Consider the following 23,066-nt stretch of genomic DNA (forward strand, 5'->3'; position numbering starts at 1 on the left):
AAGTCCGGCCTCTTCCCGAGGTCTTGCGGCGAACCTAGGGTAGGAAGCGCTTACTATCCGTTCGGTCTCCCGACCCGCGGAAGCAGCGCTGGTCGAAACTTTTCATGGCCCTCGGGCGGGCCGGAGAGGTGGTTCCCGATGGTCCGTACGGGGAGTGCGAGCGTGACGGCCGGGCCGACCCTTGCGGTCGTGGCCCGCGAGGCGGGGGTCTCCGTGCCCACTGCCTCCAAGGTCGTCAACGGCCGGGAGGACGTCGCTCCCGAAACCCGCCGCCGGGTGACGGAGGCGCTGGACCGGCTCGGCTATGTCCGCAGACCCCGCTTCGACGCGGCGAAGGCGTCGGGCCTGGTCGACCTCGTCGTCCACTCGTTGGACAGTTCCTGGTCGGGGGCGGTGCTGCACGGGGTGGAGGCGGCTGCGCACGACGTGGGCCTGGAGGTGGTGGTGTCGGCCGGGCTGACCAGGACGCGCAGCGGCCGTCCGGAGCGCGGCTGGCTCGACAAGCTCATCGCCCGCGGCTCGTCCGGCGTGCTGTTCAACCTGGCCGAGCTGACGGAGTCGCAGTACGCCTGGCTGGACCAGCACCGCATCCCGTACGTGATGATCGACCCGGTGCTCGAACCGCCGGCCGGCGTGGTGTCGGTGGGCGCGGCGAACTGGCACGGCGGCGTGACGGCGACCGAGCACCTGCTCTCGCTGGGCCACGAGCGAATCGCCGTGATCGCCGGACACCAACGCAAGATGTGCAGCAGCGCGCGGGTCGCCGGCTACCGCTCGGCGCTCGCGTCGGCGGGGGTCCGCCACCACCCCGAATACATCCGCCACGCGGGCTTCGACGAAACGATCGCCCGCCGCCGCATGCTGGAACTCCTGGACCTCCCCGAACCGCCCACGGCCGTCTTCGTCTGCTCGGACCGCATGGCGCTGGGCGTCTACGAGGCACTGGCCGAGCGCGGCCTGACCGTGCCGGACGACATGAGCGTCGTCGGCTTCGACGACCTCCCCGAGGCCCGCTGGCTCACCCCGTCCCTCACGACGGTCCGCCAGCCCCTGTCGGAAATGGCGGCCACCGCCCTGCACTTGCTGGTCCGCATGATGCAGGGTGACCGCCCGGAGAGCACGCGGACGGAGCTGTCGACGCGGTTGGTGGAGCGGGCGAGTACGGCGGGGCCGCGCGGATAGAGCCCACGGGGTCAGGGTCCGGCGAGCACCTCGAACGCGTCGATCTCGCCGTGCCGCCGTCGTGGATGAGGCTGTACTCCTGGAACCTCGCGCTGAACACGATCAGCGCGTCCGTCCGGGCAGGCGTAGGGGTCGGCATGCCGGTCGCAGCGCAGGCCGAGGCGGCTCGTCCATCACGATCGACTTCTGCCCGTGGTGCGGCCGACGGCTCCCTCGGTCGCGACCGGACGACTGGTTCGACGAGTTGCAGCGCAGGGGCGTCGACCCGTCGGAGGACGAGATCCCGGCCGAGTTCCAGGACGCGCGTTGGTTCATCTCGCCGACTCTGCCGGGCAGCTGATCCCGTCCAGTAGCTGTGGCGGACGCGTGTATGTGCCACTGACCGCCGCATTCGCTCACTTCCGGTCATAAGCGGAGGTGTGGAACTGGCCAGGACGGCCGGGCGTCGAACGATGCGGCGGGGAGCGGGGCCGTTGTCCGGGGGTGGGGCGGCGGCGAGTGGTGGGGGGACGGGCATGACACGTTGGCGGCCGCTGCCGGACTCGTTGCCGAGGGAGGCCCGGCATCTCGTCGAGCAGCTGCGGGCGCTGAAGGACCGTACGGGCCTGAGCCTTGCCGAACTGGCTCGGCGGACCGCGTACAGCAAATCGTCCTGGCAGCGGTATCTCAGCGGGACCAAACAGCCGCCGAGGGGAGCGGTGCACGCGCTGTGCCGGGTGGCGGGAGCGGACCAGGCGCGGCTCCTGGCGCTGTGGGACCTGGCCGACGCGACCTGGCCGCGCGGCGCGATGGTGCCCGCCGGGCCACCGGAGGCCGCGCCGCCGCTGCCACTGCCGCCCGGGGCCGAGTACCGGCATTGGCGGACGGCGGCGCTGGTGGCGTTCGCCGTCATCGTGCTGCTGGTGGCGGGGCTGCTGTGGGCGCTGCCGTCGAGGGGCGGGTGACCGCACGGCCACCCGCCCCGCCCGGATTCGGCTCAGCCGACCTTGTCGTAGTACGCGTTCTTCCAGGATCCGGTGTTCTTGAGCTTCACCCGGTACTTGCCGCCGACCCGCTTGAAGGTGACGTCCCGGGCCGCGCCCCGGTACTCGACGGTGTTGCCCGAGTACGGGCCGCGGAGCTGGTTCTGGGCGTCCTTCCAGTCGTCGTCGTTGACGATGCCGTCGTCCTCCGGGAGACCGAAGTGCTCCTGCCACCACTGGGTGGCTGACTCGGTCTCCGGGCCGAACGAGCCGTCGATCTGGCTCTTCTTGAAGGCGTGCAGGTCTCCGTCCTCGTCCTCGTACCGGGCACCGTCCGCCCACAGGACGGTCTCCCACAGGGCTGTGGCGTTGCTCGAGGCGTAGTCGTCGACGCTGAGGTCCTCTTCGTCCTTCCAGTCGTCGTGGACGGCGCCGCTGCCGTCGATGCCGTGGTACGGGGCGGCGCTCGCCGCCGGCGCCATGGCCGTTGCGGTGCCCCCGGCGACCAGCAACGCGGCCGTCACCGTCGCGACAGCCCGATTGCGCATGCTCATGCAGTCTTCCTTTCCGAACCGCCGACCCCCGTGGTTCCCCCTGGGGCGGCTCGCTTCGCTTGGCACGGCAAAGAGTCACAGCGCGCGGTGGGCACGGCGAGGCCTGACGGCGTACCTGGACCGGCGGGGGACGATCCACGCCGCGTACGGCGGCGTCCCCGCCGAGGGCGGGTCGTACGGGGACCTGGTGGGACGGAAGCCTCCGTCGGTCAGCCCGCGCTCTCCCCCAGCCGTGCCGCCCAGTTGATCCCGCCGAGCAGGTGGGCGCGGAAGTCCGGGTCCTCGTACGCCTCCGAGGAGTGCCCGAGGGCCGTGTAGAAGACGCGGCCCTGTCCCTGTTCGCGGCACCACACCAGCGGGTGGTCGTCGCCCATGCCGCCGCCGTCGTACGACGACTCGTCCGCGCACGCCAACACCCGTACCGCGCCACGGGGGTTGGTGCGGAAGTCGTACCACTCGTCGGTGAAGTTCCATACGGCGGGCAGGTGCCGGGTCGCCGGGTGGTCGCGGTCCTCGACGAGAGCCTTGCCCGGCTGGAAGTCGGGGTGCCGGGCGAAGCGGGCGCCGAGCAGTTCGCCGTAGTACGGCCAGTCGTACTCCGTGCAGGCCGCCGCGTGGACGCCGACGAACCCGCCGCCCGACTCGACGTACGCCGCCAACCGCTCGCGCCCGGCCCGGGTCAGGACCTCGCCGCTGGTGGAGAGGAAGACGACGGCCGCGTACGCGTCCAGGACCCCTTCCAGGGCTTCGGCGTCCTCGGTGTGCTCGACGTCGAACTCCCCGAGGGTGCGGACGGCGGCCACGGCGTCCGGGATCGAGTCGTGACGGTAGGCGGTGGTGCGCGTGTGGACGAGGAGTCGCGAGGTCATGGCGCCGAGCCTAGAGGAGCGAATCCGCAGTTCACGACGGCCGCCGAGGGCTCGAATTTGCTTTAACTTTTAAGCATCGCTACAGTCGGGGAGCGGAACGCTTGAAATTTCAACTTCAGCCTCAGGAAACCCCTACGAAAGGCTCAGCCCCGGTGACCCCCACGCTCGACACCCGCCCTTCCACCGTCGGCCTCTCCCCCACCGTCGAGAAGCACGCCCCCCTGCACGCCTACGACGCGGGACTGCTGCTCCTGCGCCTCGCGCTGGGTTTCCTCCTGGTCGGACACGGCACCCAGAAGCTGTTCGGCTGGTTCGGGGGCGGCGGCCTCGAAGGCACCGGCCAGTTCTTCGAGCTGAGCGGCTTCCCGTCCGGTAAGACCTTGGCGCTCGTCGCCGGGCTCACCGAGACCCTGGGCGGGCTGGGCCTCGCCCTCGGCCTGCTCACTCCGCTGGCCGGGGCCGCCGTCTTCGGCACGATGCTCAACGCGATGGCCGTGAACTGGAGCGGCGGATTCTTCATGATGGACCAGGACGGAGGCGTGGAGCTCGACGTCCTGGTGGCCGCCGCTGCCGCCGGGCTGGCGTTGACCGGGCCCGGCCGCATCGCCGCCGACCGCTTCCTGCCCGTACTGCGCACGCACCGGCTCGCGTACGGAGTCGCCGCGGTGGTACTCGGTGCCGTGACGGCCAGTGCCGTCCTGCTCGTCCGCAACTAGCGCCACCCGGTAAGGGGCGAGGAAGGAGGAGGCCCATCATGTCCGTACGCCGGCTCAACCACGCCGTCCTCTACATCCGGGACGTCGACCGTGCCGCCGCGTTCTACACCGACGTACTCGGCTTCGTCACCGCGCACCGGATCCCCGGCCGGGCCGCCTTCCTGCGGGCCCCGGACAGCGCCAACGACCACGACCTCGGACTCTTCGCGCTCGGCGCGCAGGCGCCGGGACCGCAGCGGGGCGGGGTCGGGCTCTACCACCTCGCCTGGGAGGTCGGGACGCTCGGGGAACTCGCCGAGACGGCACGACGGCTCACCGAGCGCGGGGCGCTGGTCGGTTCGTCCGACCACCGGATGTCGAAGTCCCTCTACGCCAAGGACCCCGACAGCAACGAGTTCGAGGTGATGTGGCGGGTGCCGCGCGAGGACTGGCCGGCCGGCGAGGACATGGGGCCCCGTCCGCTCGACCTCGCCGCAGAGCTCGCGCGCTGGGGCGCCGACCTCAGGACGGGGGCCGCGGCGGGCTCCGCCACCTAGGGCCCTTCTGATGGATCTCCGCGGTGTCGGTCCAGCGACGACCGACCGGTGCGGAACGGACCTCAACCCGGACAACAACGCCGACGTCAACGACCCGACGCCCGACGGCCTCGTCAGCGACGTCCTCGACAAAAAGCGCGTGTCGCCACGCTCAAGTTCACCGCGTCCAGGACCACCGGCGACACCAGCGGCAACCAGTGCTACGCCACCGCCCGCCCGAAGGCGTCCTACATCTCCCTGGACCGAACCGGCACGGACCACCTGGTTCTCGGTGAGTACTGCAACACCAACAACGGCGGTACCAGCCCCGGCCGGGTCGGCACCTACCCGATGACCGCCCTCACCGCCGCCGTGGAGGGCGCGCCCGGCACGACCGCCAACGCGGACGCCGCCTACGGTCTGCCCACGGGCGCGACCTTCAACGGTGAAGCCCTCTGGCACAAGATCCAGGGCGCTATGCGCTACGAGGGCAGGTGGTACTTCCACCGCAGCAACGGCTACGACAACGGCCGCCTGCTCCAGGCCACACCGACCGTCGTCGACGGCACCACTCAGCTCGTCGGCAATGCGAAGGCGCTGCAGAGTTCCTTCGGTCCCGAAGACCTGTACCTCGCGCACGGCCGTGGCGACGGTTTCGCACCGCAGCTGTGGTCGCTGAGCGAGCACGCGCCGAGCAGCAAGTGCTCCGCCTGCAAGCGTGAGCTGTACAGCTACAACATGAGCGAAGTGATCGGCGACTTCGCCCCGTAGCACCGCGAGCCCCCCGACGGAACGAGGTCGCGGGAGGTGTGCCGCTGTACTCCCCCGCGACCCCGATCCGTTTTCCGTGCGTGTACACCCCGAGCGTGCGGCGCGTAGCCTCGGCGGCCATGAATGCCATCCCCGCGCTGCTGGACCACCTCGTTCTCGCCACCCCCGATCTGGCGGTGACGGTCGCCGACTTCGCCCGGCGTACCGGTGTGACGCCCGCTGCCGGCGGTGTGCACGTCGGTCTCGGGACCCGGAATTGTCTGGTGTCCCTGGGTGGCAGCCGTTACCTGGAGATCATCGGGCCCGATCCGGAGCAGAGCGCGCCCGGGCAGCCACGGCCCTTCGACGTCGACGCGCTCTCCGGGCCCCGGACGGTGACCTGGGCGATCAGTCCGCCCGATCTGGACGCGGCGGTCGAGGCGGCTCGGGCGCAGGGCTACGACCCTGGCCACGTGCACCCGATGAGCCGCCGCAGACCGGACGGCACCCTGCTGGAGTGGCGCCTGACCGACGGGGACACCGCGCATCCCTCGGGCCTGGTGCCGTTCCTCATCGACTGGGGTGCCTCGGCCCACCCGACCTCGTCGGACCTGCCGGCCACTCCCCTGCTCGCGGTCTCCGCGAGCGCCCCCGACCCGGACGAGATCCGTCCCCTGCTGTCCGCCGTCGGCACCTCGCTCGCCCTCACCGCCGGACCGGTCGGGATCTCCTTCACCGTCGACTCGCCGAACGGGCCCATGACCTTCGGGTGAGCGGCGGGAGGCGTCCGATTTCTTCAAGACGGGTCGGCGCGCCCCTGCCTACGGTGGCCGCATGACTCCACGATTCGATGCGATCGGCATGGTGGCCTCCGACATGGCCGCCTCCGTCACCTTCTACCGCCGCCTCGGATTCGCCTTCCCGGAGGGCGCCGAGGAGCTGCCGCACGCCGAGGCCGAACTGCCGGGCGGGCTGCGTCTGATGCTCGACAGCGAGGAGACCGTCCGCTCGTTCCTGCCGGAGTGGCAGCCGCCGACCGGGGGCGGGCGCACCTCGCTGGCCCTGCTGTGCGCGAGTCCGGCCGAGGTCGACTCCGTGTACGAGGAGATGGTGGGCGCGGGGTACCACGGCGAGCTCAAGCCGTGGGACGCCGACTGGGGACAGCGGTACGCGAGCCTGCTCGACCCCGACGGCAACGGCGTCGACCTGTTCGCGCCGCTACCCGGTGCGGCCCAGTAGCTCGCCCAACGGCATGCCCGCCAACTCCCGTACGTCCCGGGCCAGATGAGCCTGGTCGGCGAACCCGGTCCGCGCCGCCGTGTCCGCGAAGGGCACCCCGGCACGGGCCAGGGCGAGGGCGCGCCGCAGCCGCAGCACCCGGGCCAGCGTCTTGGGACCGTAGCCGAAGGCGGCCAGTGAGCGGCGGTGCAACTGGCGGGCGCCCAGGCCGAGTTCGTCGGCGGTCGCGGCGACGGGGCGGCCCGCGTCGAGGGCGGCCACCAGGTGCCGCAGCAGCGGGTCGAAGGGTCCGGCGCCGGAGGCCCACCGCAGCGCCACCTCTTCGAGGCCGCTCGCCGGCTCGGCGGCCGCGTTCACCTGCGCGGTGATCCGCCGCACCTCCGAGGCGGGCCACAGGTCGGCCAAGTCCACCCGCCGGTCGCGCAGTTCGTGCGCCGGCACGCCCAGGAGCGCGGGCGCGGTGCCCGGGTGGAAACGGACGCCCGCCCAGCTGCTCGGGCCGCCCTCGGTGACGTACGCGCGCGTGTCGGGCCCGGCGACGAGCAGTCGTCCCTCTTTCCACAGCAGGTCCATGCAGCCGTCGGGCAGGACGCGCCCGGAGACGGTCCCGGACGGGGTGTTCGTCCAGACGACCGCGCCCGCCAGACGGGAAGGCCTCTCCGCGTACACGTACGCCAGGCTACGCCGCTCGCGTCCGATGCTCCTGCGGGCTCACCCCGTACACCCGCTTGAAGGCGCTGGACAGCGCGAACGCACTGCCGTAGCCCACCTGGCGGGCGATCGCGTCAAGCGTGTCGTCCGTGTCGCGCAGACGGTCCGCGGCGAGGGCGAGGCGCCAGCCGGTGAGGTACGTCATCGGGGGCTCGCCCACGAGATCCGTGAAGCGGCGGGCCAGCGCGGCCCGGGACACCCCGGCCTTGGTGGCGAGCGAGGCCACCGTCCAGGGGTGGGCGGGATCGTCCTGCACCAGGCGCAGCACCCGGCCGACCACGGGGTCCGCGAGCGCCGCGTACCAGGCGGGCGGCTCCGCCTCCGGGCGGGAGAACCAGGCCCTGAGCGCGGCGATGACCAGCAGGTCGAGCAGCCGGTCCAGGACTACCTCCTGGCCCGGTTCGTCCCGCACGATCTCCTCCATCAGGAGCGGGGTGAGCGGGCACTGCCACACGTCGTCGGTGAGGGAGAGCAGCGGCGGCAGCGCGTCCAGCAGCCGGCCGCTGATCTCGCCCTCCATCTGATACGTGCCGATCAGCACGACCGTGGAGCCGTCCAGCCGGTCGCCCCAGGTGCGGACGCCGAGATCCATGGAGCCGTTCAGGTCCCGGCCGTCGGGGTGGCTGCAGACGCCGCCCGGCAGGATCAGCGCCTGCGGGGCCGTGCCGGGGTCGTCGGCGCAGGTGTACGGGGCCGGGCCGCGCGCGATGGCGAGGTCGCCGGCCCGCAGCCGGACCCGCTCCCCCGTGTCCGGGACGATCCAGGCGTCGCCGCGGACCATGAGCATGACCGTCAGCGGCGCCCGGTCCTCCACGCGCACCGCCCACGGCGGCTCGAAACACGCGCGGATCATGAAGGCGCCCCGTGCTCGAGGGCCCTCCAGGAGGCCTGCGAGTACGTCCATGGCGCCAGCGTAGACGCCCGCGCATGGGAATGAGCCGTTCAGCGATGGGCCGTTGGGGCGTGCGGCCGTTGACTGGAGGCATGACGGAGAACATGGCGAACACAGTGAGCACTCAGGACATGACGGTGGTGGTGACCGGCGCCTCGGGGCGTACGGGCGGTCGCGTGGCCCGGGCCGCCGCGGCGGCGGGACTCACGGTGCGGCCCGCGTCCCGCGCCCGGGGCTTCGACTGGGAGGACCCGACGACGTGGGCCAGGACCCTGCGGGACGCCGACGCGGCGTACCTCGTGTTCCCGTCCGACGTCGGCGCCCCCGCGGCCGCCGAGGCGGTCGGGGCCATCGCCCGGGAGGCGGTCGGGCTCGGGGTACGACGGCTGGTGCTGCTGTCGGCGCGCGGCGCGGAGCTGGCGGTGCCGGCCGAGGAGGCGCTGAAGTCGTCGGGCGCGGACTGGACGGTCGTACGGGCCTCGTGGTTCATGCAGAACTTCAGCGAGGGTCCGCTGGTGGAGGGGCTGCGGCAGGGCGAGCTGGTGTTCCCGGGCGGTGAGGTGCGGGAGCCCTTCGTCGACGTGCGGGACATCGCGGATGTCGTCGTGGCGGTGCTGACGTCCGGGGAGCGGTATGCGGGGCGGACGCTGGAGCTCACGGGGGCGCGGTCGCTGACCTGGCGGGAGGCGGTCGGGGAGATCTCCGAGGCGGTCGGCACGAAATGTGCTTACACGCCGGTCCCTGCGCGGGCGTATGGGGAGACGCTGGCCGGGTTCGGGGTGCCGGCGGAGGAGGTGGAGGCGCTGGTGGAGGTGTTCGAGGACACGCTGGATGGGCGTAATGCGCATGCCACCGACGAGGTGCGTCAGGTGCTCGGGCGTGAGCCGCGGGACTTTGGGGAGTTTGCGAGGCAGGCCGCGGCAGAGGGGACGTGGGAGGTCTAGCGGGGAGCGCCGTCAGGGGTGCGGGTTGCCTGCGGGCCGCGGGTTGTGCGTGGTTGGTCGCGCCCACGCGGCGGAGCCGCAAATCGATACAGCCCCGCGCCCCTGCAGCACTCACTCACCCGGTGCTGAGTCGTCCCCCTGCTTTGTCCCGTTCTTCGCCGGAGGCCTGATCCGTGACGTCACATCCTCCGGCGGCAAGAACCTCGACCACCGCTCCGGGAACTCCGACGGCATGTCCGGGTCGTCGGGGTCGTCGGGGTCGGTCTCCCGCGCCGCGGCCGCTCGGGCGACGTACTCGGCGACCTGGGCCTCGCGCAGGCGTTCGTTGGCGGCACGGGCCGCGGCCGTGGCGGCGGCCGGCCAGACCCGGTCGATGGCGGCGTTGACGGCGGCCCCGACGAGGACGGCGAAGGCGGAGACGCCGATCCACAACAGGACGGCGACGGGCGCGGCCAGGGAGCCGTAGATGGTGGGGCCCTCGACGGTGTTGGTGAGGTAGATGCGCAGCAGGAAGCTGCCGAGCACCCACATGCCGAGGGCGACCAGGGCGCCGGGCACGTCCTCGATCCACGGGGAGCGCACGGGCACGGACACGTGGTACAGCGTCGTCAGGAAGACGATGGACAGCACGATGACGACGGGCCAGTAGAGCACCTGTACGACGGTCGTCGACCACGGCACGATGTTCACGACCGCGTCCGGCCCCGCCACCATCAGCGGCAGCGCGATCGAGCCGATCAGCAGGGCCACGATGAAGAGCAGGAAGGCCATCAGGCGGGTCTTGACGATGCCCCGGACGCCGTCGAGGCCGTACATCACGGTGATGGTGTCTATGAAGACGTTCACCGCGCGGGAGCCGGACCACAGGGCGAACAGGAAGCCGATGGAGATGACGTCGGGCCGGCCGCCCTTCATCGCGTCGTGCAGGATCGGCTGGGCGATCTGTGTCACGCCCTTGTCGGACAGGATCGTGCGCGAGGCTTCCAGGATGTTGGTCTCCAGGCTCGCGATGGTGTCGGCGCCGGTCCAGTCGTCGACGTAGCCGAGCAGCCCGATCATGCTGAGCAGCAGCGGCGGCACGGACAGCAGCGTGAAGAACGCGGCCTCGGCCGCCAGGCCGAGGATGCGGTACTCGATGCAGGAGTTGACGGTGTCCTTGAGCAACAGCCAGGCGGTCCTGCGCTTCGAGACGTTCCGGTAGAGGGCACGCGCCCGGTGGAGGCGGCCGGAGGGTGGTTGAGGGGATTCACTTGCTGGCTGCACGACCCAACGGTATCCGTCGTGCCTGGCAGCGCTCATCTCCCGGTGCCCGTTCCTCGAGAATGCGTCCACTCGCCCGAGTGTAAATCGAACCATTTTTCTGTCATGTCCGCGTTGGCCGAAATGTTCGGCAGGAGAAAACGGAACCGGCGCCAGCGCATTACACCGGCATTTCGGTGAGTTCCCCGGTCGCACGGAAAGCGGAACCGTGCGTCGAGCCGAGCGATTCGGCGTGCGCCGTCGGAAAAGCGTCAATGACTGAAACGCCCTTGAACCGTTCATGAACGTGCCGAAAGAATTTGAGCCGTATACGTTGCGCTCCACTCCTTTCTCGCGGGCATCACATTTCTCCTTCGTTTTCTTTTCTCTCATTTCATGTTCGACGCACCAGGAACACCATCAGGGAGCGCCCGTGGGGGGAAATCAAGGCGCCGGCACCGAAAGCGTTCTCGCCGAGGTGCTGGCCGGTGTCGTACGCAGGGAACACATACCGGTCGACAGCCACTTCTTCGACGACCTCGGCGCGAACTCGCTGGTGATGGCCCATTTCTGCGCCCGGGTCAGAAAACGCCCCGACCTGCCGTCGGTGTCCATGAGGGACGTCTACGGCCATCCGACGATCCGCCGACTGGCGGCGGCGCTCGCCGAGACGCCGGCCGGCGGTGCCACGGTGGCGGTCGCGGCGGAACGTCCCGAGCCGGGCAGCACGGCGCGTTACGTCCTGTGCGGGACGCTGCAGCTCGCCGTCTTCGCCGTCTACTGCCTGCTCGCCGGGACGGTCACCGCCCGGGGGTACGCATGGGTGTCCGCGGGGGACGGTGTGGCCGGGCTCTACTCGCGCTCCGTGGTCTTCGGCGGCGCGTTGTTCGTCGGCGCGTGCGTCCTGCCGGTGGGGGCGAAGTGGGTGCTCGTCGGGCGCTGGAAGAAGGCGGAGTTCCCGGTCTGGAGCCTGGCGTACGTCCGCTTCTGGACCGTCAGGGCGCTGCTGCACGCCAGCCCGATGGTCCTGTTCGCCGGCAACCCGCTGTACGTGCTGTACCTGCGGGCGCTGGGCGCGCGGATCGGCGCGGGTGTCACGATCCTCTCCCGCTCGGTGCCGGTCTGCACCGACCTGCTGACCGTCGGCGCCGGCTCGGTGATCCGCAAGGACTGCCACTTCCTGTGCTACCAGGCGCGGGCCGGCCGGATCCGCACCGGCCCCGTGACCCTCGGCAGCGGAGTCCACGTCGGCGAGCAGACCGTCCTCGACATCGGCACCTCGATGGGCGACGGCGCCCGGCTCGGCCACTCCTCCGCCCTGTACGGCGGCCTCGCGGTCCCGGCCGGGCAGCGGTGGCACGGCTCCCCCGCCCAGCCCACGGACGTCGACCACGTCCGGGTCCCTCCGGCGCCCTGCTCGACCGCCCGCCGGTGCGCCTACGCCCTGGCCGCCCTGCTCCAGACGCTCCTGCTGTACGTCCCGCTCGCCGTCGGGGGCGCCCACCTGCTGATCACGCTCGTACCCGCGCTCGACAAGGCCTCCCAGGACCTGTCCACGGCCCGCTTCCTCGCCGAGGCGCTCGCCCTGTCCCTCGCCCTGTTCGCGGCCTACGTCGTCCTCGGCCTCGCCGCCGTGACCCTGCTCCCGCGCCTGCTGAAACCGTTCCTGCGCCCCGACCGGGTCTACCCGCTGTACGGCTTCCACTACTCGGTGCAGCGCGCCGTCGCCCGCCTGACCAACATCCGCTTCTTCAAGTGGCTGTGCGGCGACAGCTCGTACATCGTTCCCTACCTGCGGACCCTCGGCTACGACCTCTCACAGGTCGAGCAGACCGGATCCAACTTCGGCACGGAGGTGCGGCACGAGACGCCGTACCTGGTCACCGTGGGAAGCGGCACGATGGTCGCCGACGGGCTGTCGATCGTGAACGCCGACTTCTCCGGTACGTCCTTCCGCGTCTCGCGCGCCACGATCGGGCCGCGCAACTTCCTCGGCAACCACATCGCCTACCCCGCGGGCGGCCGCACCGGCGACAACTGTCTGCTGGCGACCAAGGTGATGGTCCCGCTCGACGGCGAAGTCCGCGAGAACGTGGGCCTGCTCGGCTCGCCCTGCTTCGAGATCCCGCGCTCGGTGGAGCGCGACAGCCGCTTCGACCATCTGCGCGAGGGTGACGAGCTGCGCCGCCGCCTGGCCGCGAAGAACCGCTACAACCTCGGCTCGATGGGGCTGTTCCTGTTCGTCCGGTGGCTGCACTGGTTCGCGCTCACCGTGCTCGGCTTCGTCGCCGTCGATCTCCACGACGGCCGTGGCACCGTCGGCGGCCTGCTGATCGGCGCCACCCTGATCGTGGGCCTGGTGTTCACCGTCGGCTATTACGTCCTGGTGGAGCGGCTGATCGGGCGGTTCCGCGCGCTGCGCCCGCAACTGTGCTCGATCTACGAGCCGTACTTCTGGTGGCACGAGCGGCTGTGGAAGGTGCCCGACCGGCACCTCGTCGTGCTCAACGGGACGCCGTTCAAGAACGTGGTCTGGCGGCTGCTGGGCGTCCGGCTGGGCCGCCGGGTCTTCGACGACGGCTGCGTCATCACCGAGCGCACGCTCACCGCGATCGGCGACGACTGCACGCTGGCCGCCCACACCAAGGTGCAGGCCCACTCCCAGGAGGACGGCACCTTCAAGTCCGAGCACATCACGATCGGCGCCGGCTGCACGCTCCAGGTCGGCGCGCTGGTGCACTACGGCGTCGCGATGGGGGACGGCGCCGTCCTCGCCCCCGACTCCTTCCTGATGAAGGGCGAGGAGATGCCGCCGGGGGCGTACTGGGGCGGGAATCCGGCGGTCGCGCCGCGGCACGCGTGAAGGGGGAGCACAGTCATGGAGACAATTCCGCGCTGGACGCTTGATCCGGTACCGGGTCGGGCGGAGTACGAAGTGCCGCTGCCGGAGGGTGTGGTGGCGGAGCCCGCCGCTCTGTCGGCCGCCCACGGCAAGGTCCTCGCCGCGCTGTCCGGCGAGGACATATCCGGCGAGGGCACCGGGCTGGACGTGAACATCACGGACGGCATCCTGCGGCTGCGGTACCGCACCGACGTTCTGGACGCCGAGGCCGCCGCCCGCATCGCGGGCTACCACCTGACCGCCCTCGCCGACCCGGAGCGACGGAGTCTGGTGTCCGAGGCCGAACTCCGGTTCCAGATCGACGAGTTGGCCGGGCCGCACCGCGAACTGCCCGACCGCCGGGTCCACGAGTTGTTCGAGGGGCGGGTGGCGGCTGATCCGGATGCCGTGGCGGCCGTGCAAGGTGAGCGGCAGTGGACGTACGGCGAACTCAACGCCCGGGCGAACCAGTTGGGGCGGGCGCTGCTGGCACGCGGGCTGCGCGGCGAGGGTGTCGTCGCCGTGGTGATGGAGCGGAACCTGGACTGGATGGCGGCCGTGCTGGCCGTCCTCAAGGCGGGCGGGGTGTATCTGCCGGTCGAGCCGCACTTCCCGGCCGGGCGCATCACGGCGACGCTGGACCGGGCGGGCTGCGAGCTCGTCCTGACCGAGCGCGGCAGTGCCGCCGCGCTCGACCGGACGGCCCTGTTCGTGGACGCGGCCTACACCGAGGGACACCCGGACGCCAATCTCGGCGTCCCCGTCTCGGCGGACCAACTCGCCTACATCTACTTCACCTCCGGCTCCACCGGCGAGCCCAAGGGGGCCATGTGCGAGCACGCCGGCTTCCTCAACCACGTGCTCGCCAAGCTCGACGACCTCGGGATCGGCGCCGGGGACGTGGTCGCGCAGACCGCGCCGCAGTGCTTCGACATCTCCCTGTGGCAGCTGGTGGCGGCGCCGCTGGTCGGCGGGCGGACCCTGCTGGTGGAGCAGGAGACCGTGCTGGACGTGGCCCGGTTCGTGGACACGGTGGAGCGGGGCCGGGTCAACGTGCTCCAGGTCGTGCCGTCGTATCTGGAAGCCGTACTGGCCGAGTTGGCCCGGCGGCCGCGTGAGCTGCCGGATCTGCGTTGTGTGTCCGTCACCGGGGAGGCGGTGAAGAAGGAGCTGGTGCAGCGCTGGTTCACCGCTCGGCCCGGGATCCCGCTGGTCAACGCGTACGGGCTGACGGAGACCTGCGACGACACCAACCACGAGGTGATGGACCGGGTGCCGGACGGGGAACGGGTGCCGCTCGGGCGGCCGATCGCCAACGTGCGGGTGTACGTCGTCGACGAGCGGCTGAGGCCCGTGCCGCTGGGGGCGCCCGGCGAGATCGTGTTCTCCGGGGTCTGTGTCGGGCGCGGGTACGTCAACGATCCCGAGCGGACCGCGGCGGCCTTCACCGAGGACCCGTACCGACCCGGCGAGCGGCTGTACCGCAGCGGGGACCACGGGCGCTGGCTGCCCGACGGGAAGCTGGAGTTCCTGGGGCGGCGGGACGGCCAGGTGAAGATCCGGGGCTTCCGGATCGAGATCGGCGAGATCGAGAACGCGCTGCTGCGGGTCCCCGGCGTCCGGGACGGCGCGGTGGTCGTCGTCCGGGGCGCACAGCTGGTGGCGTTCTGCACCGGCCCGGAGCCGGTCGGCGCGGACGGGGTGCGGGAGCGCCTGGCCGCGTCGCTGCCCGCGTACATGGTGCCCTCGGTCGTCCACTGGCGGCAGGCACTGCCGCTGACCGCCAACGGCAAGACCGACCGCAGGACGCTCACCGCGCTCGCCGAGGAACCAGGGCCTGTGTCGAAAGTGGCGCCTGCCGGCCGACGCCTGGCACGCTCCCCCGCTGCCTCAAGGGCGCGGGAGGTGCCCCCACTCGCCGCACCGGGCGAAAGCCCAAGTACATCCAGTACGAGGGCTTCCGCCCGGCACGCCGAGAGCACGCACCGGACGCCGCCCGGCCCGCCCTCCGGGCGGACGACGCCACTTTCGACACACGCCCTGGACGCGGGCAAGGACGCTCCCGCCACGCCGGGCGAGCGGCGGATGGCGGCCGCCTGGGCCGAGGTGCTCGGCATCCCCGCGGACCGGATCGGCCGCCTCGACCACTTCTTCGACCGCGGCGGCACCTCGCTGGCCGCCGTGAGGCTGGCGATCGCCCTGGACCGGGCGATCACCCTTCAGGACGTCACCCGCCGTCCGGTCCTCGCGGACCTGGCGGGGCTGCTCGACACGGCTCGACCGCACGGCTGAGTTCCACTGCGCCGCTGAGTTCCACCGCACGACTGAGTTCGACCGCACGACTGAGTTCGACCGCACCGCTGAAAGGAACACCGAGATGTCGTCGTCCTCGTCTCCGACCCTGCTCCCGGATGTCGATCCGGCCCCGGGCCGTCCTCCCCTTCTGCATGCCGATGCCGGTGGCGACCCCGCGGGCTGGGCGGCCGGGCACCGTGCCGCGCTGCGGGCCGTCGTCGCCGGGCACGGCGCGGTGCTGGTCCGCGGCCTCGGCCTGAGTGACCCCGCCTCGACGGAGGCCGTCTTCCGGCGGCTGGCCGACCGTCTGATGCCCGACCGGGAGCCCTTCGCGCCCCGGCGCCGTTACGCGGACGGCGTGTACTCCTCCTCCAAGTGGCCCTCGAACCAGCAGATGTGCGCACACCACGAGCTGAGTTACGCGCTGGAGTTCCCCGGTCTGCTGCTGTTCGCCTGCCTGGAGGCGCCCGCCTCGGGCGGCGCGACCGGACTGGCCGACGCGTCGGCCGTGCTCGACGCGCTGCCCGCCGCACTGGCCGGACGGTTCGAGCGCGAGGGCTGGCTGCTGACACGGACGTACAACGACGAGATCGGGGCGTCGGTGGCCGAGGCGTTCGGCACCGACGACCGCGCCGCCGTCGAGCGCTACTGCCGGACGCACGCCATCGACTTCGCCTGGCAGCCGGACGGTTCGCTGCGCACCCGGCAGCGGCGCGATGCCGTGGTCCGCCATCCGGCGACCGGCCGGCGCTGCTGGTTCAACCAGATCGCCTTCCTCAACGAGTGGACGATGGAACCGGAGGTCCGCGAGTACCTGGTGGACGTGTTCGGCCCCGACGGGCTGCCCTTCAACACCCGTTTCGGGAACGGCGATCCGATCGGCGAGGACGTCGTCCGCGTGATCAACGAGGTGTACGAGGCCCACACCGTGCGTGAACCGTGGCGCTCCGGCGACCTGCTGCTCGTCGACAACGTCCGTACCGCGCACGGCAGGGAGCCCTTCGACGGCCCGCGCGAGGTGCTGGCGGCGCTGGGCGACCCGGTGCGGCTGTCCGAGTGCGGGGTGAGGGCCGCATGAGCACTGTCGGAGCGCCGCCGTTCGCCGTGGTCTCCGGCGAGCAGGTGCAACAGGCCCTGGACGGGCGGGAGTCGGAGATCGCCGAGCTCGTCGAGGCCGTGTACCGGCTGCACGGCGCCGGTGACTCGGTGAACCCACCGTCGTACTTCCTGCGCTTCCCGGACCGCCCGTCCTCCCGGATCATCGCGCTGCCCGCGTCCCTCGGCGGACCGCTGCGGGTGGACGGCCTGAAGTGGATCTCCAGCTTTCCGGAGAACACACGGTCGGGGCTGCCGCGGGCGTCGGCGGTGCTGATCCTCAACGACCCCGACACCGGTTATCCGTACGCCTGTCTGGAGAGCTCGGTCATCAGCGCCACCCGTACGGCGTCCTCGGCGGCGCTGGCGGCCGACCGGCTCAGTGCGGGGCGGGTCCGGCCGCGGCGGGTCGGTTTCATCGGTACCGGTCTGATCGCCCGCTACATCCACACCCATCTCACCGCCACCGGCTGGGAGTTCGAGGAGACCGGGGTGTACGACCTGGCCGCCGACAGCGTGGCGGGCTTCCGGGGCTATCTGGAACGATCGGACGCCAAGGGTCGTGTCACCGTGCACTCCACGGCCGAATCCCTCATCCGCTCCTGCGACCTGCTGGTCTTCGCGACGGTCGCCGTGGCACCGCACGTGCGCGAACTGTCGTGGTTCGCGCACCACCCGCTGGTGCTGCACGTGTCGCTGCGCGACCTCGATCCGAGGATTCTGCTCACGTCCGCCAACTTCGTCGACGACGTCGAGCACTGTCTGAAGGCCGAGACCTCGCCGCATCTGGCCGAACGGCTCACCGGGAGCCGGGCGTTCATCGACGGCACGCTGAACGACGTACTGACCGGGCGGGTCACCGTCCCGGCGGACCGCACGGTGGTGTTCTCGCCCTTCGGGCTGGGGGTGCTCGACCTCGCGGTCGGCAGGTTCGTCCACGACGAGGTGGCCCGGCGGGGCGGGCTGCACGTCGTGGACGGGTTCTTCCACGAGCTGCGCCGGTACGGCTGACCGGCCGTGACGCATAAGGGGGGCATCGTGCCCGTCATTTCCGAACCCGCGGAATTCAACGAGGAGGAGCTCTACGTCGACCTGCGGGCCGCGCTGGGGCTGCCGCTGTACCTGAAGTGCGAGGGGTTCAACTTCGCCGGGTCGATCAAGCTGAAGGCCGCGGCCGAGATGGTGACGGCCGCCGAGCGCGACGGCCTGCTGCGGCCGGGCTCGGTGCTGATCGAGTCCTCGTCCGGGAACCTGGGCGTGGCGCTGAGCGTGATCGCGGCGAGCCGGGGTCACCGGTTCCTGTGCGTGACCGACGCGCGCTGCAATCTGCCGACGATCCGGCTGATGGAGGCGCTCGGCAGCCACGTCCACGTCATCGGCGAGCCGGACGCGCACGGGGGGTTCCTGGGTGCCCGGCTGGCGTACGTGAGCGCGCTGTGCGCCGCCGACGAGCGGTACGTGTGGCTCAACCAGTACACGAACGCCGGCAACTGGCGGGCGCACTACCGCACGACCGCGCCCGCCATCGCGCGCCGCTTCCCGGACCTGGACGTCCTGTTCGTCGGGGCCGGCACGACCGGGACCCTGATGGGCTGCGCCCGCTGGTTCTGGCAGTGGCGGCGCCGGGTGCGGGTGGTCGCCGTCGACAGCGTCGGCTCGGTGAGCTTCGGCGGGGTGCCGGGCCGCCGGATGATCCCCGGCCTGGGCACGAGCGTGCCGCCGCCGCTGCTGGACGAGTCGTACGTGGACGAGGTGGTCCGCGTCGAGGAGCCGGACGCCATCCGCGTCTGCCGCCGGCTGGCGGGGCGGGGCTTCCTGTTCGGCGGCTCCACCGGAACCGTGGTCAGCGGGGCGGATCAGTGGCTGGCCCGGCACTCCGGCCGACGGCACCTCACGGCGGTGGCCATCGCCCCGGACCTCGGCGAGCGCTACCTCGACACGGTGTACCGCGAGGGCTGGCCGACCGACGTCGCCGAACCGGAGGCGCCGCCGGCCCTGGCGGGCCTGGCCTGAGGGCCAGGGGACTGGCTGTCGTGTCATGGTGGTGACCTCCGCCGCGTTGGGTAGGTTCGCAGACATGGCAGGCAGCACCCACAGCGTGACCAATCAGCCTCCGCCGCTGGTCGGGTACGACGTCTTCACCGCCGACCGGGCTCTGACGGCGGCGGTGCAGCGGCACCTCGATCCGGAGCTGCTCGACGAGGCGCGCAACGAGCTCGCGGCGCTCGGCCGGACCTCGGGCTCGGCGCAGGTGCAGGAGTGGGGGGCGCAGGCGAACGAGCATCCGCCGGAACTGCGCACACACGACCGGTACGGCCACCGGATCGACGAGGTCGACTTCCATCCGGCCTGGCACCGGCTGCTCGGCAAGGGCGTCTCGGCGGGGCTGACCGCGGCCTGGGCGCGGCCCGGCGGACATGTGCGGCGGGCGGCCGGGTTCCTGGTGTGGACGCAGGTCGACGCGGGCAACTGCTGTCCCCTGTCGATGACCCACGCGGCGGTGCCCGCCCTGCGTACCGACCCCGGGCTCGCCGCCGAGTGGGAGCCCCGGCTGACGTCCACGGTCTACGACCGTGAGCTGCGGCCCGCGCACCTCAAGGCCGGGGCACTGTTCGGGATGGGCATGACGGAGAAGCAGGGCGGCAGCGACGTACGCGCCAACACGACGGCCGCGACGCCGCTCGCCGAGGACGGGACGTACGCGCTGACCGGGCACAAGTGGTTCTGCTCGGCGCCGATGTCGGACGGGTTCCTGGTCCTCGCCCAGGCTCCGGAAGGGCTGACCTGCTTCCTGGTGCCGCGCGTGCTGGAGGACGGCACCCGCAATGTCTTCATGATCCAGCGGCTCAAGGACAAGCTGGGCAACCGGTCGAACGCCTCCAGCGAGGTCGAGTTCGACGGCACCTGGGCGCGCCGGGTCGGCGAGGAGGGGCGCGGGGTGCGCACCATCATCGAGATGGTGGCGGCGACCCGGCTCGACTGTGTGCTCGGCTCGGCGGGGCTGATGCGGCAGGCCGTCGCGCAGGCGATCCACCACTGCACCTACCGCGAGGTGTTCGGCGACCGGCTCGTCGACAAGCCGCTGATGCGCAACGTACTGGCCGATCTGGCCCTCGAATCGGAGGCGGCGACCACGCTCGCGCTCCGCCTCGCCGCGGCCTACGACGACGACGGCGAGCAGGAGCGGGCGCTGCTGCGGATCGCCGTACCGGCCGCGAAGTACTGGGTGACCAAGCGGTGTGCGCCGGTGGCGGTCGAGGCCGCCGAGTGCCTGGGCGGCAACGGGTACGTCGAGGAGTCCGGGCTGCCCCGGCTGGTGCGCGAGTCGCCGCTGAACTCGATCTGGGAAGGCGCCGGCAACGTGCAGGCCCTTGACGTAGTGCGCGCACTGCAACGCGAACCGCAGGCCCTGAACGCCTATCTCCAGGAGGTCGGAAAGGCACGCGGTGCCGACCACCGTCTGGACGGGGCGATCAAGGACCTGCTGACCGAACTCGCCGACCTGGAGGGCATCGAGGGCCGGGCCCGGCGGCTGGCCGAGCGGCTGGCGCTGGTGCTCCAGGGGTCGCTGCTCGTGCGGTACGCCCCGCCGGAGGTCGCGGACGCGTTCTGCGCCGCGCGCCTGGGCGGCGACGGGGGCGCGGCCTTCGGGACGCTGCCGCACAGCCTGGACCTGGCGTCGGTGGTGGAGCGGGCCCGGCCGGTGGCCTGACCCGCGCGCACGCGCGGCGGGGGTGGTGCTGCGCCGACACGGCACCACCCCCGCCTGAAGGCCCGTTCGAGCCGCGGACGCCGCGCGCGGCGGCGTCGCTCAAGTTTCAAACACGGCGGGGCGGTCCACCAGGGTCGCAAGGGGTTGCAACTTGACCGTGTCTGTGGACGGACTGTGCCCCTCCGACTGTATGCCTCCGTCCGGGACGGAGGGGCGAGTTGGGGCGATTTGAGCAATCTCAGGGTGCATCTTCCGCATAATTGCAAGGTCTTCGTCCCCAGCGGCGCCCGACTGCCGTAGCATCCCTGTACGGGCCACCCCACCTGCTCCTCGGTCAACGTACGGATCACCAGGCGCAGTTGGCCCGCCTCGGGAGGATGCAATGAAACATCGTGGCAGACACCGTCGGCGCAAGCGGGGCCAAGCGCTGCGCGCTTTCCTGGCCGGGACCGCCCTCGCGCTGACCGCCGCCGCCACCATGATCAGCGTCTCCCAGGCCACGGTCGGTGACGCCCCCGGGAAGTTGAAGTCCCTCGCCGGGACCGACGCGCCGCGGCTGACGGAGCACCAGGTGCCGCAGCGCGCGCTGGACCGGCTCGCCTCCTCGATGGGCAGGCCCGTCGGGGTCGGCGCGGTCCTCGCCGGCGCCGACCACACCCTGCGCGACGCGTCCGACTGCACGACCGACGAGCGGGAGGCGCTGCCCGTCGAGCCCGCCGCCACGCGCGCCTACTGCTGGGACGCGGCCGACACCCGCTCCTGGCGGCCCGGCGCGGTCACCACCTCCGGGGACGCCGACGACGACGGCATCTGGGGCCAGAACCGCGTGATCCTCTCCGGCTGGACCCAGGACACGGACGCGACCGGCCGCGGTCTGGCCCGGGTCGCCTTCGTCGACGCCAACAACCCGGGCCGCCTCGGCTACGGCTGGGTGCTCCTCGTCGTGCCGGTGGACGGCGGCCGCGACTACCGGGGGCTCGACTCCCAGCTCTCCGGCATGGTCTGGTACCAGGACAAGCTGCTGGTCACCACGGACGACGGGGACGGGGACGCGCTGTACGTGTACGACATGAACCGCGTCCAGCGCGCCACCGTCGACAGCGACGCCGTCGGCCGGGTGCGCGGCGGCTGGTCGGCGCACGGCGCCCGGTACGTACTGCCCGCCGTCGGCTCGTACCGGCTGGCCGGCGGCGGTGCCGCGGTACGCCCCGCGAGCATCGCCCTCGACCGCAGCACGGCACCGGACAGCCTGGTCGCGAGCGAGCGGACGCCCGAGGACGGCGACCGGGCCGCCCGCCTGTGGCGCTACGCCCTCAGCTCGGACCCGGACCGCGGCGGGCTGCTGGCCACGGACGCGACCGGGCAGGCGAGGGCCGTCGAGGCGTACGAGACGAAGGCGGCCGGCAGCGGGGGCGTGCTGTCGTACGACTCCGAGTGGTACGTGAGCCGGACCGCCGCCGACCCGGACGGGCGGGGCACGCTGTGGCGCCCGGACGGGGACGGCGGGCGGGCCGCCGAGTGCGGTACCGACGAGACGAAACGCTGCTGGAGCGCGCGGACCGAGTCCCTCTCCTACTGGGAGGCGACCGGCGAGGTCTGGTCCCAGTCGGGACAGGTGCTGTTCGCGCTGCCGATGGCCTCGATCGACAGATCACTGGGATAGATGATTCCCTGACCACCATGGCCAACATCCCCGTGACCACCTGGTCCCTGGAGCAGACCGCCCCGACCGACCTCCTCCCGGCCGCCACGCCGGAGGGGGACGTGCGGATCGTCCGGTCCGAGGTGCCCTCGCCCGAGTTCAGCCGCTTCCTGTACGCGTCCGTCGGCGGGGACATCAACTGGATCGACCGGCTGGGCTGGACGTACGCGCGGTGGCAGGAGCACCTGGACCGGCCCGGCGTGGAGACGTGGGTGGCCTACGACCGGGGAACGCCCGCGGGGTACGTGGAGCTGGAACCGCAGGACGACGGGGTCGTGGAGATCGTCTACTTCGGGCTGCTCCCGGCCTTCCGCGGGCGGCGGATCGGCGGGCGCCTGCTGTCGTACGGCGCCGCCCGCGCCTGGGACCTCGCGGAGCGCTGGCCGAGCCGGACGCCGACCAAGCGGGTGTGGCTGCATACATGCAGCCTGGACGGCGAGCACGCGATGGACAACTATCTGCGCCGCGGCTTCAAGCTCTTCGACACCAAGGTCGAGGAGGAGCCGCAGGTCACCGCACCGGGACCCTGGCCTGGGGCGTACCCCGCCTGACCTGCGCGGACACCGCGCCGGCCGCGAGGTGTGACCGACAACACCCTCATCTCACACTTTGGGACCAGGGTGTCCACTTGGTGGACAAAGCTGGACTGTGTCCAGATCGCCATGACACGCTTCCGTCATGTCTGGAACTGGAATTGCCTTGGTGAGTCGGCGACACGTCGACCTCGGCCGCATGTCCAGCGCCATCTGTCCGGCAAGCTGACAGTCCCAGCCCTGCCCGACAATTCCTGACTTCCCCTCTCATCCTG

Annotated in this window: 23 protein-coding genes; 18 read left to right on the forward strand and 5 right to left on the reverse strand. The window is 71.7% G+C overall.

Features of this window, described 5'->3' with window-relative positions; genetic code table 11:
- Positions 1-138 precede the first annotated feature (138 nt).
- The 3 genes from ABT063_RS41150 to ABT063_RS41155 all read left to right on the forward strand — a co-directional run bounded on the left by ABT063_RS41150 (position 139) and on the right by ABT063_RS41155 (position 2,126).
- Positions 139-1,182, forward strand: coding sequence for a LacI family DNA-binding transcriptional regulator (locus ABT063_RS41150; RefSeq protein ID WP_351066060.1), 1,044 nt, complete (start codon positions 139-141; stop codon positions 1,180-1,182).
- Positions 1,183-1,243: 61 nt separating this feature from the next.
- Entirely contained in the window at positions 1,244-1,522 is a 279-nt protein-coding gene (locus ABT063_RS52430; RefSeq protein ID WP_502990990.1) for a DUF6980 family protein, read from the forward strand.
- 175 nt (positions 1,523-1,697) lie between these two features.
- Positions 1,698-2,126, forward strand: a complete 429-nt coding sequence (locus ABT063_RS41155; protein WP_351066062.1) for a helix-turn-helix domain-containing protein — start codon at positions 1,698-1,700, stop codon at positions 2,124-2,126.
- A 32-nt stretch (positions 2,127-2,158) separates the two neighbouring features.
- Here ABT063_RS41155 and ABT063_RS41160 read toward each other — a convergent pair whose 3' ends face one another.
- Both ABT063_RS41160 and ABT063_RS41165 read right to left on the reverse strand, forming a co-directional pair.
- A complete protein-coding gene (locus tag ABT063_RS41160; RefSeq protein WP_351066064.1) occupies positions 2,159-2,698 on the reverse strand; it encodes a peptidoglycan-binding domain-containing protein in 540 nt (179 codons plus the stop codon).
- Between the two features lie 209 nt (positions 2,699-2,907).
- Positions 2,908-3,567: a ThuA domain-containing protein gene (locus ABT063_RS41165; RefSeq protein WP_351066065.1), complete on the reverse strand. Its 660-nt coding sequence runs from the start codon at positions 3,565-3,567 to the stop codon at positions 2,908-2,910.
- Positions 3,568-3,719: 152 nt separating this feature from the next.
- Between ABT063_RS41165 and ABT063_RS41170 the strand changes: the two genes are divergently transcribed.
- From ABT063_RS41170 to ABT063_RS41190, 5 genes are all read left to right on the forward strand, one after another.
- Positions 3,720-4,283, forward strand: a complete 564-nt coding sequence (locus ABT063_RS41170) for a DoxX family membrane protein (protein ID WP_351066067.1) — start codon at positions 3,720-3,722, stop codon at positions 4,281-4,283.
- Positions 4,284-4,321: 38 nt separating this feature from the next.
- Positions 4,322-4,819 carry a VOC family protein gene (locus ABT063_RS41175; protein WP_351066069.1) on the forward strand — a complete coding sequence of 166 codons (498 nt, stop codon included), beginning with the start codon at positions 4,322-4,324 and terminating at the stop codon, positions 4,817-4,819.
- Between the two features lie 48 nt (positions 4,820-4,867).
- Complete coding sequence (locus ABT063_RS41180; protein ID WP_351066071.1) at positions 4,868-5,569, forward strand: hypothetical protein; 702 nt, start codon at positions 4,868-4,870, stop codon at positions 5,567-5,569.
- 119 nt (positions 5,570-5,688) lie between these two features.
- Positions 5,689-6,321, forward strand: coding sequence for a VOC family protein (locus ABT063_RS41185; RefSeq protein WP_351066073.1), 633 nt, complete (start codon positions 5,689-5,691; stop codon positions 6,319-6,321).
- A 61-nt stretch (positions 6,322-6,382) separates the two neighbouring features.
- Complete coding sequence (locus ABT063_RS41190; protein WP_351066075.1) at positions 6,383-6,787, forward strand: VOC family protein; 405 nt, start codon at positions 6,383-6,385, stop codon at positions 6,785-6,787.
- On the opposite strand, the gene ABT063_RS41195 is transcribed toward ABT063_RS41190, so the two are convergent.
- Positions 6,767-7,456 carry a helix-turn-helix domain-containing protein gene (locus ABT063_RS41195; protein WP_351066077.1) on the reverse strand — a complete coding sequence of 230 codons (690 nt, stop codon included), beginning with the start codon at positions 7,454-7,456 and terminating at the stop codon, positions 6,767-6,769. The genes ABT063_RS41190 and ABT063_RS41195 overlap by 21 nt on opposite strands.
- 10 nt (positions 7,457-7,466) lie before the next feature.
- Entirely contained in the window at positions 7,467-8,402 is a 936-nt protein-coding gene (locus ABT063_RS41200; protein ID WP_351066079.1) for an AraC family transcriptional regulator, read from the reverse strand.
- Positions 8,403-8,494: 92 nt separating this feature from the next.
- On the opposite strand from ABT063_RS41200, the gene ABT063_RS41205 reads away from it, so the two are divergent.
- Positions 8,495-9,334, forward strand: a complete 840-nt coding sequence (locus tag ABT063_RS41205; protein ID WP_502990991.1) for an NmrA family NAD(P)-binding protein — start codon at positions 8,495-8,497, stop codon at positions 9,332-9,334.
- A 111-nt stretch (positions 9,335-9,445) separates the two neighbouring features.
- Here the strand turns inward: ABT063_RS41205 and ABT063_RS41210 are convergent, their stop codons facing one another.
- Entirely contained in the window at positions 9,446-10,597 is a 1,152-nt protein-coding gene (locus tag ABT063_RS41210) for a YihY/virulence factor BrkB family protein (RefSeq protein ID WP_351066083.1), read from the reverse strand.
- A 409-nt stretch (positions 10,598-11,006) separates the two neighbouring features.
- On the opposite strand from ABT063_RS41210, the gene ABT063_RS41215 reads away from it, so the two are divergent.
- The 9 genes from ABT063_RS41215 to ABT063_RS41255 all read left to right on the forward strand — a co-directional run bounded on the left by ABT063_RS41215 (position 11,007) and on the right by ABT063_RS41255 (position 23,020).
- Positions 11,007-13,436 carry a Pls/PosA family non-ribosomal peptide synthetase gene (locus ABT063_RS41215; RefSeq protein ID WP_351066084.1) on the forward strand — a complete coding sequence of 810 codons (2,430 nt, stop codon included), beginning with the start codon at positions 11,007-11,009 and terminating at the stop codon, positions 13,434-13,436.
- Between the two features lie 15 nt (positions 13,437-13,451).
- Complete coding sequence (locus ABT063_RS41220; protein ID WP_351066085.1) at positions 13,452-15,746, forward strand: non-ribosomal peptide synthetase; 2,295 nt, start codon at positions 13,452-13,454, stop codon at positions 15,744-15,746.
- Between the two features lie 85 nt (positions 15,747-15,831).
- Positions 15,832-16,827 carry a TauD/TfdA family dioxygenase gene (locus ABT063_RS41225; RefSeq protein ID WP_351066086.1) on the forward strand — a complete coding sequence of 332 codons (996 nt, stop codon included), beginning with the start codon at positions 15,832-15,834 and terminating at the stop codon, positions 16,825-16,827.
- The gene (gene sbnB, locus ABT063_RS41230; RefSeq protein ID WP_351066087.1) at positions 16,824-17,855 is read left to right on the forward strand and encodes a 2,3-diaminopropionate biosynthesis protein SbnB; all 1,032 of its coding nucleotides are present in this window, start codon (positions 16,824-16,826) and stop codon (positions 17,853-17,855) included. Before ABT063_RS41225 ends, sbnB begins: the two co-directional genes overlap by 4 nt.
- 27 nt (positions 17,856-17,882) lie before the next feature.
- Entirely contained in the window at positions 17,883-18,857 is a 975-nt protein-coding gene (sbnA, locus tag ABT063_RS41235; RefSeq protein ID WP_351066088.1) for a 2,3-diaminopropionate biosynthesis protein SbnA, read from the forward strand.
- A gap of 64 nt (positions 18,858-18,921) precedes the next feature.
- On the forward strand, positions 18,922-20,556 hold the full coding sequence (locus ABT063_RS41240; RefSeq protein ID WP_351066089.1) for an acyl-CoA dehydrogenase family protein: 1,635 nt from the start codon (positions 18,922-18,924) through the stop codon (positions 20,554-20,556).
- Positions 20,557-20,938: 382 nt separating this feature from the next.
- Positions 20,939-22,219, forward strand: a complete 1,281-nt coding sequence (locus tag ABT063_RS41245) for a hypothetical protein (RefSeq protein ID WP_351066090.1) — start codon at positions 20,939-20,941, stop codon at positions 22,217-22,219.
- 17 nt (positions 22,220-22,236) lie between these two features.
- Positions 22,237-22,809, forward strand: coding sequence for a GNAT family N-acetyltransferase (locus ABT063_RS41250; protein WP_351066091.1), 573 nt, complete (start codon positions 22,237-22,239; stop codon positions 22,807-22,809).
- 127 nt (positions 22,810-22,936) lie between these two features.
- Positions 22,937-23,020 carry a putative leader peptide gene (locus ABT063_RS41255; RefSeq protein ID WP_309486338.1) on the forward strand — a complete coding sequence of 28 codons (84 nt, stop codon included), beginning with the start codon at positions 22,937-22,939 and terminating at the stop codon, positions 23,018-23,020.
- Positions 23,021-23,066: the final 46 nt, after the last annotated feature.

It is taken from the genome of Streptomyces sp. NPDC002838, from assembly GCF_040295365.1.
Lineage (GTDB): Bacteria > Actinomycetota > Actinomycetes > Streptomycetales > Streptomycetaceae > Streptomyces.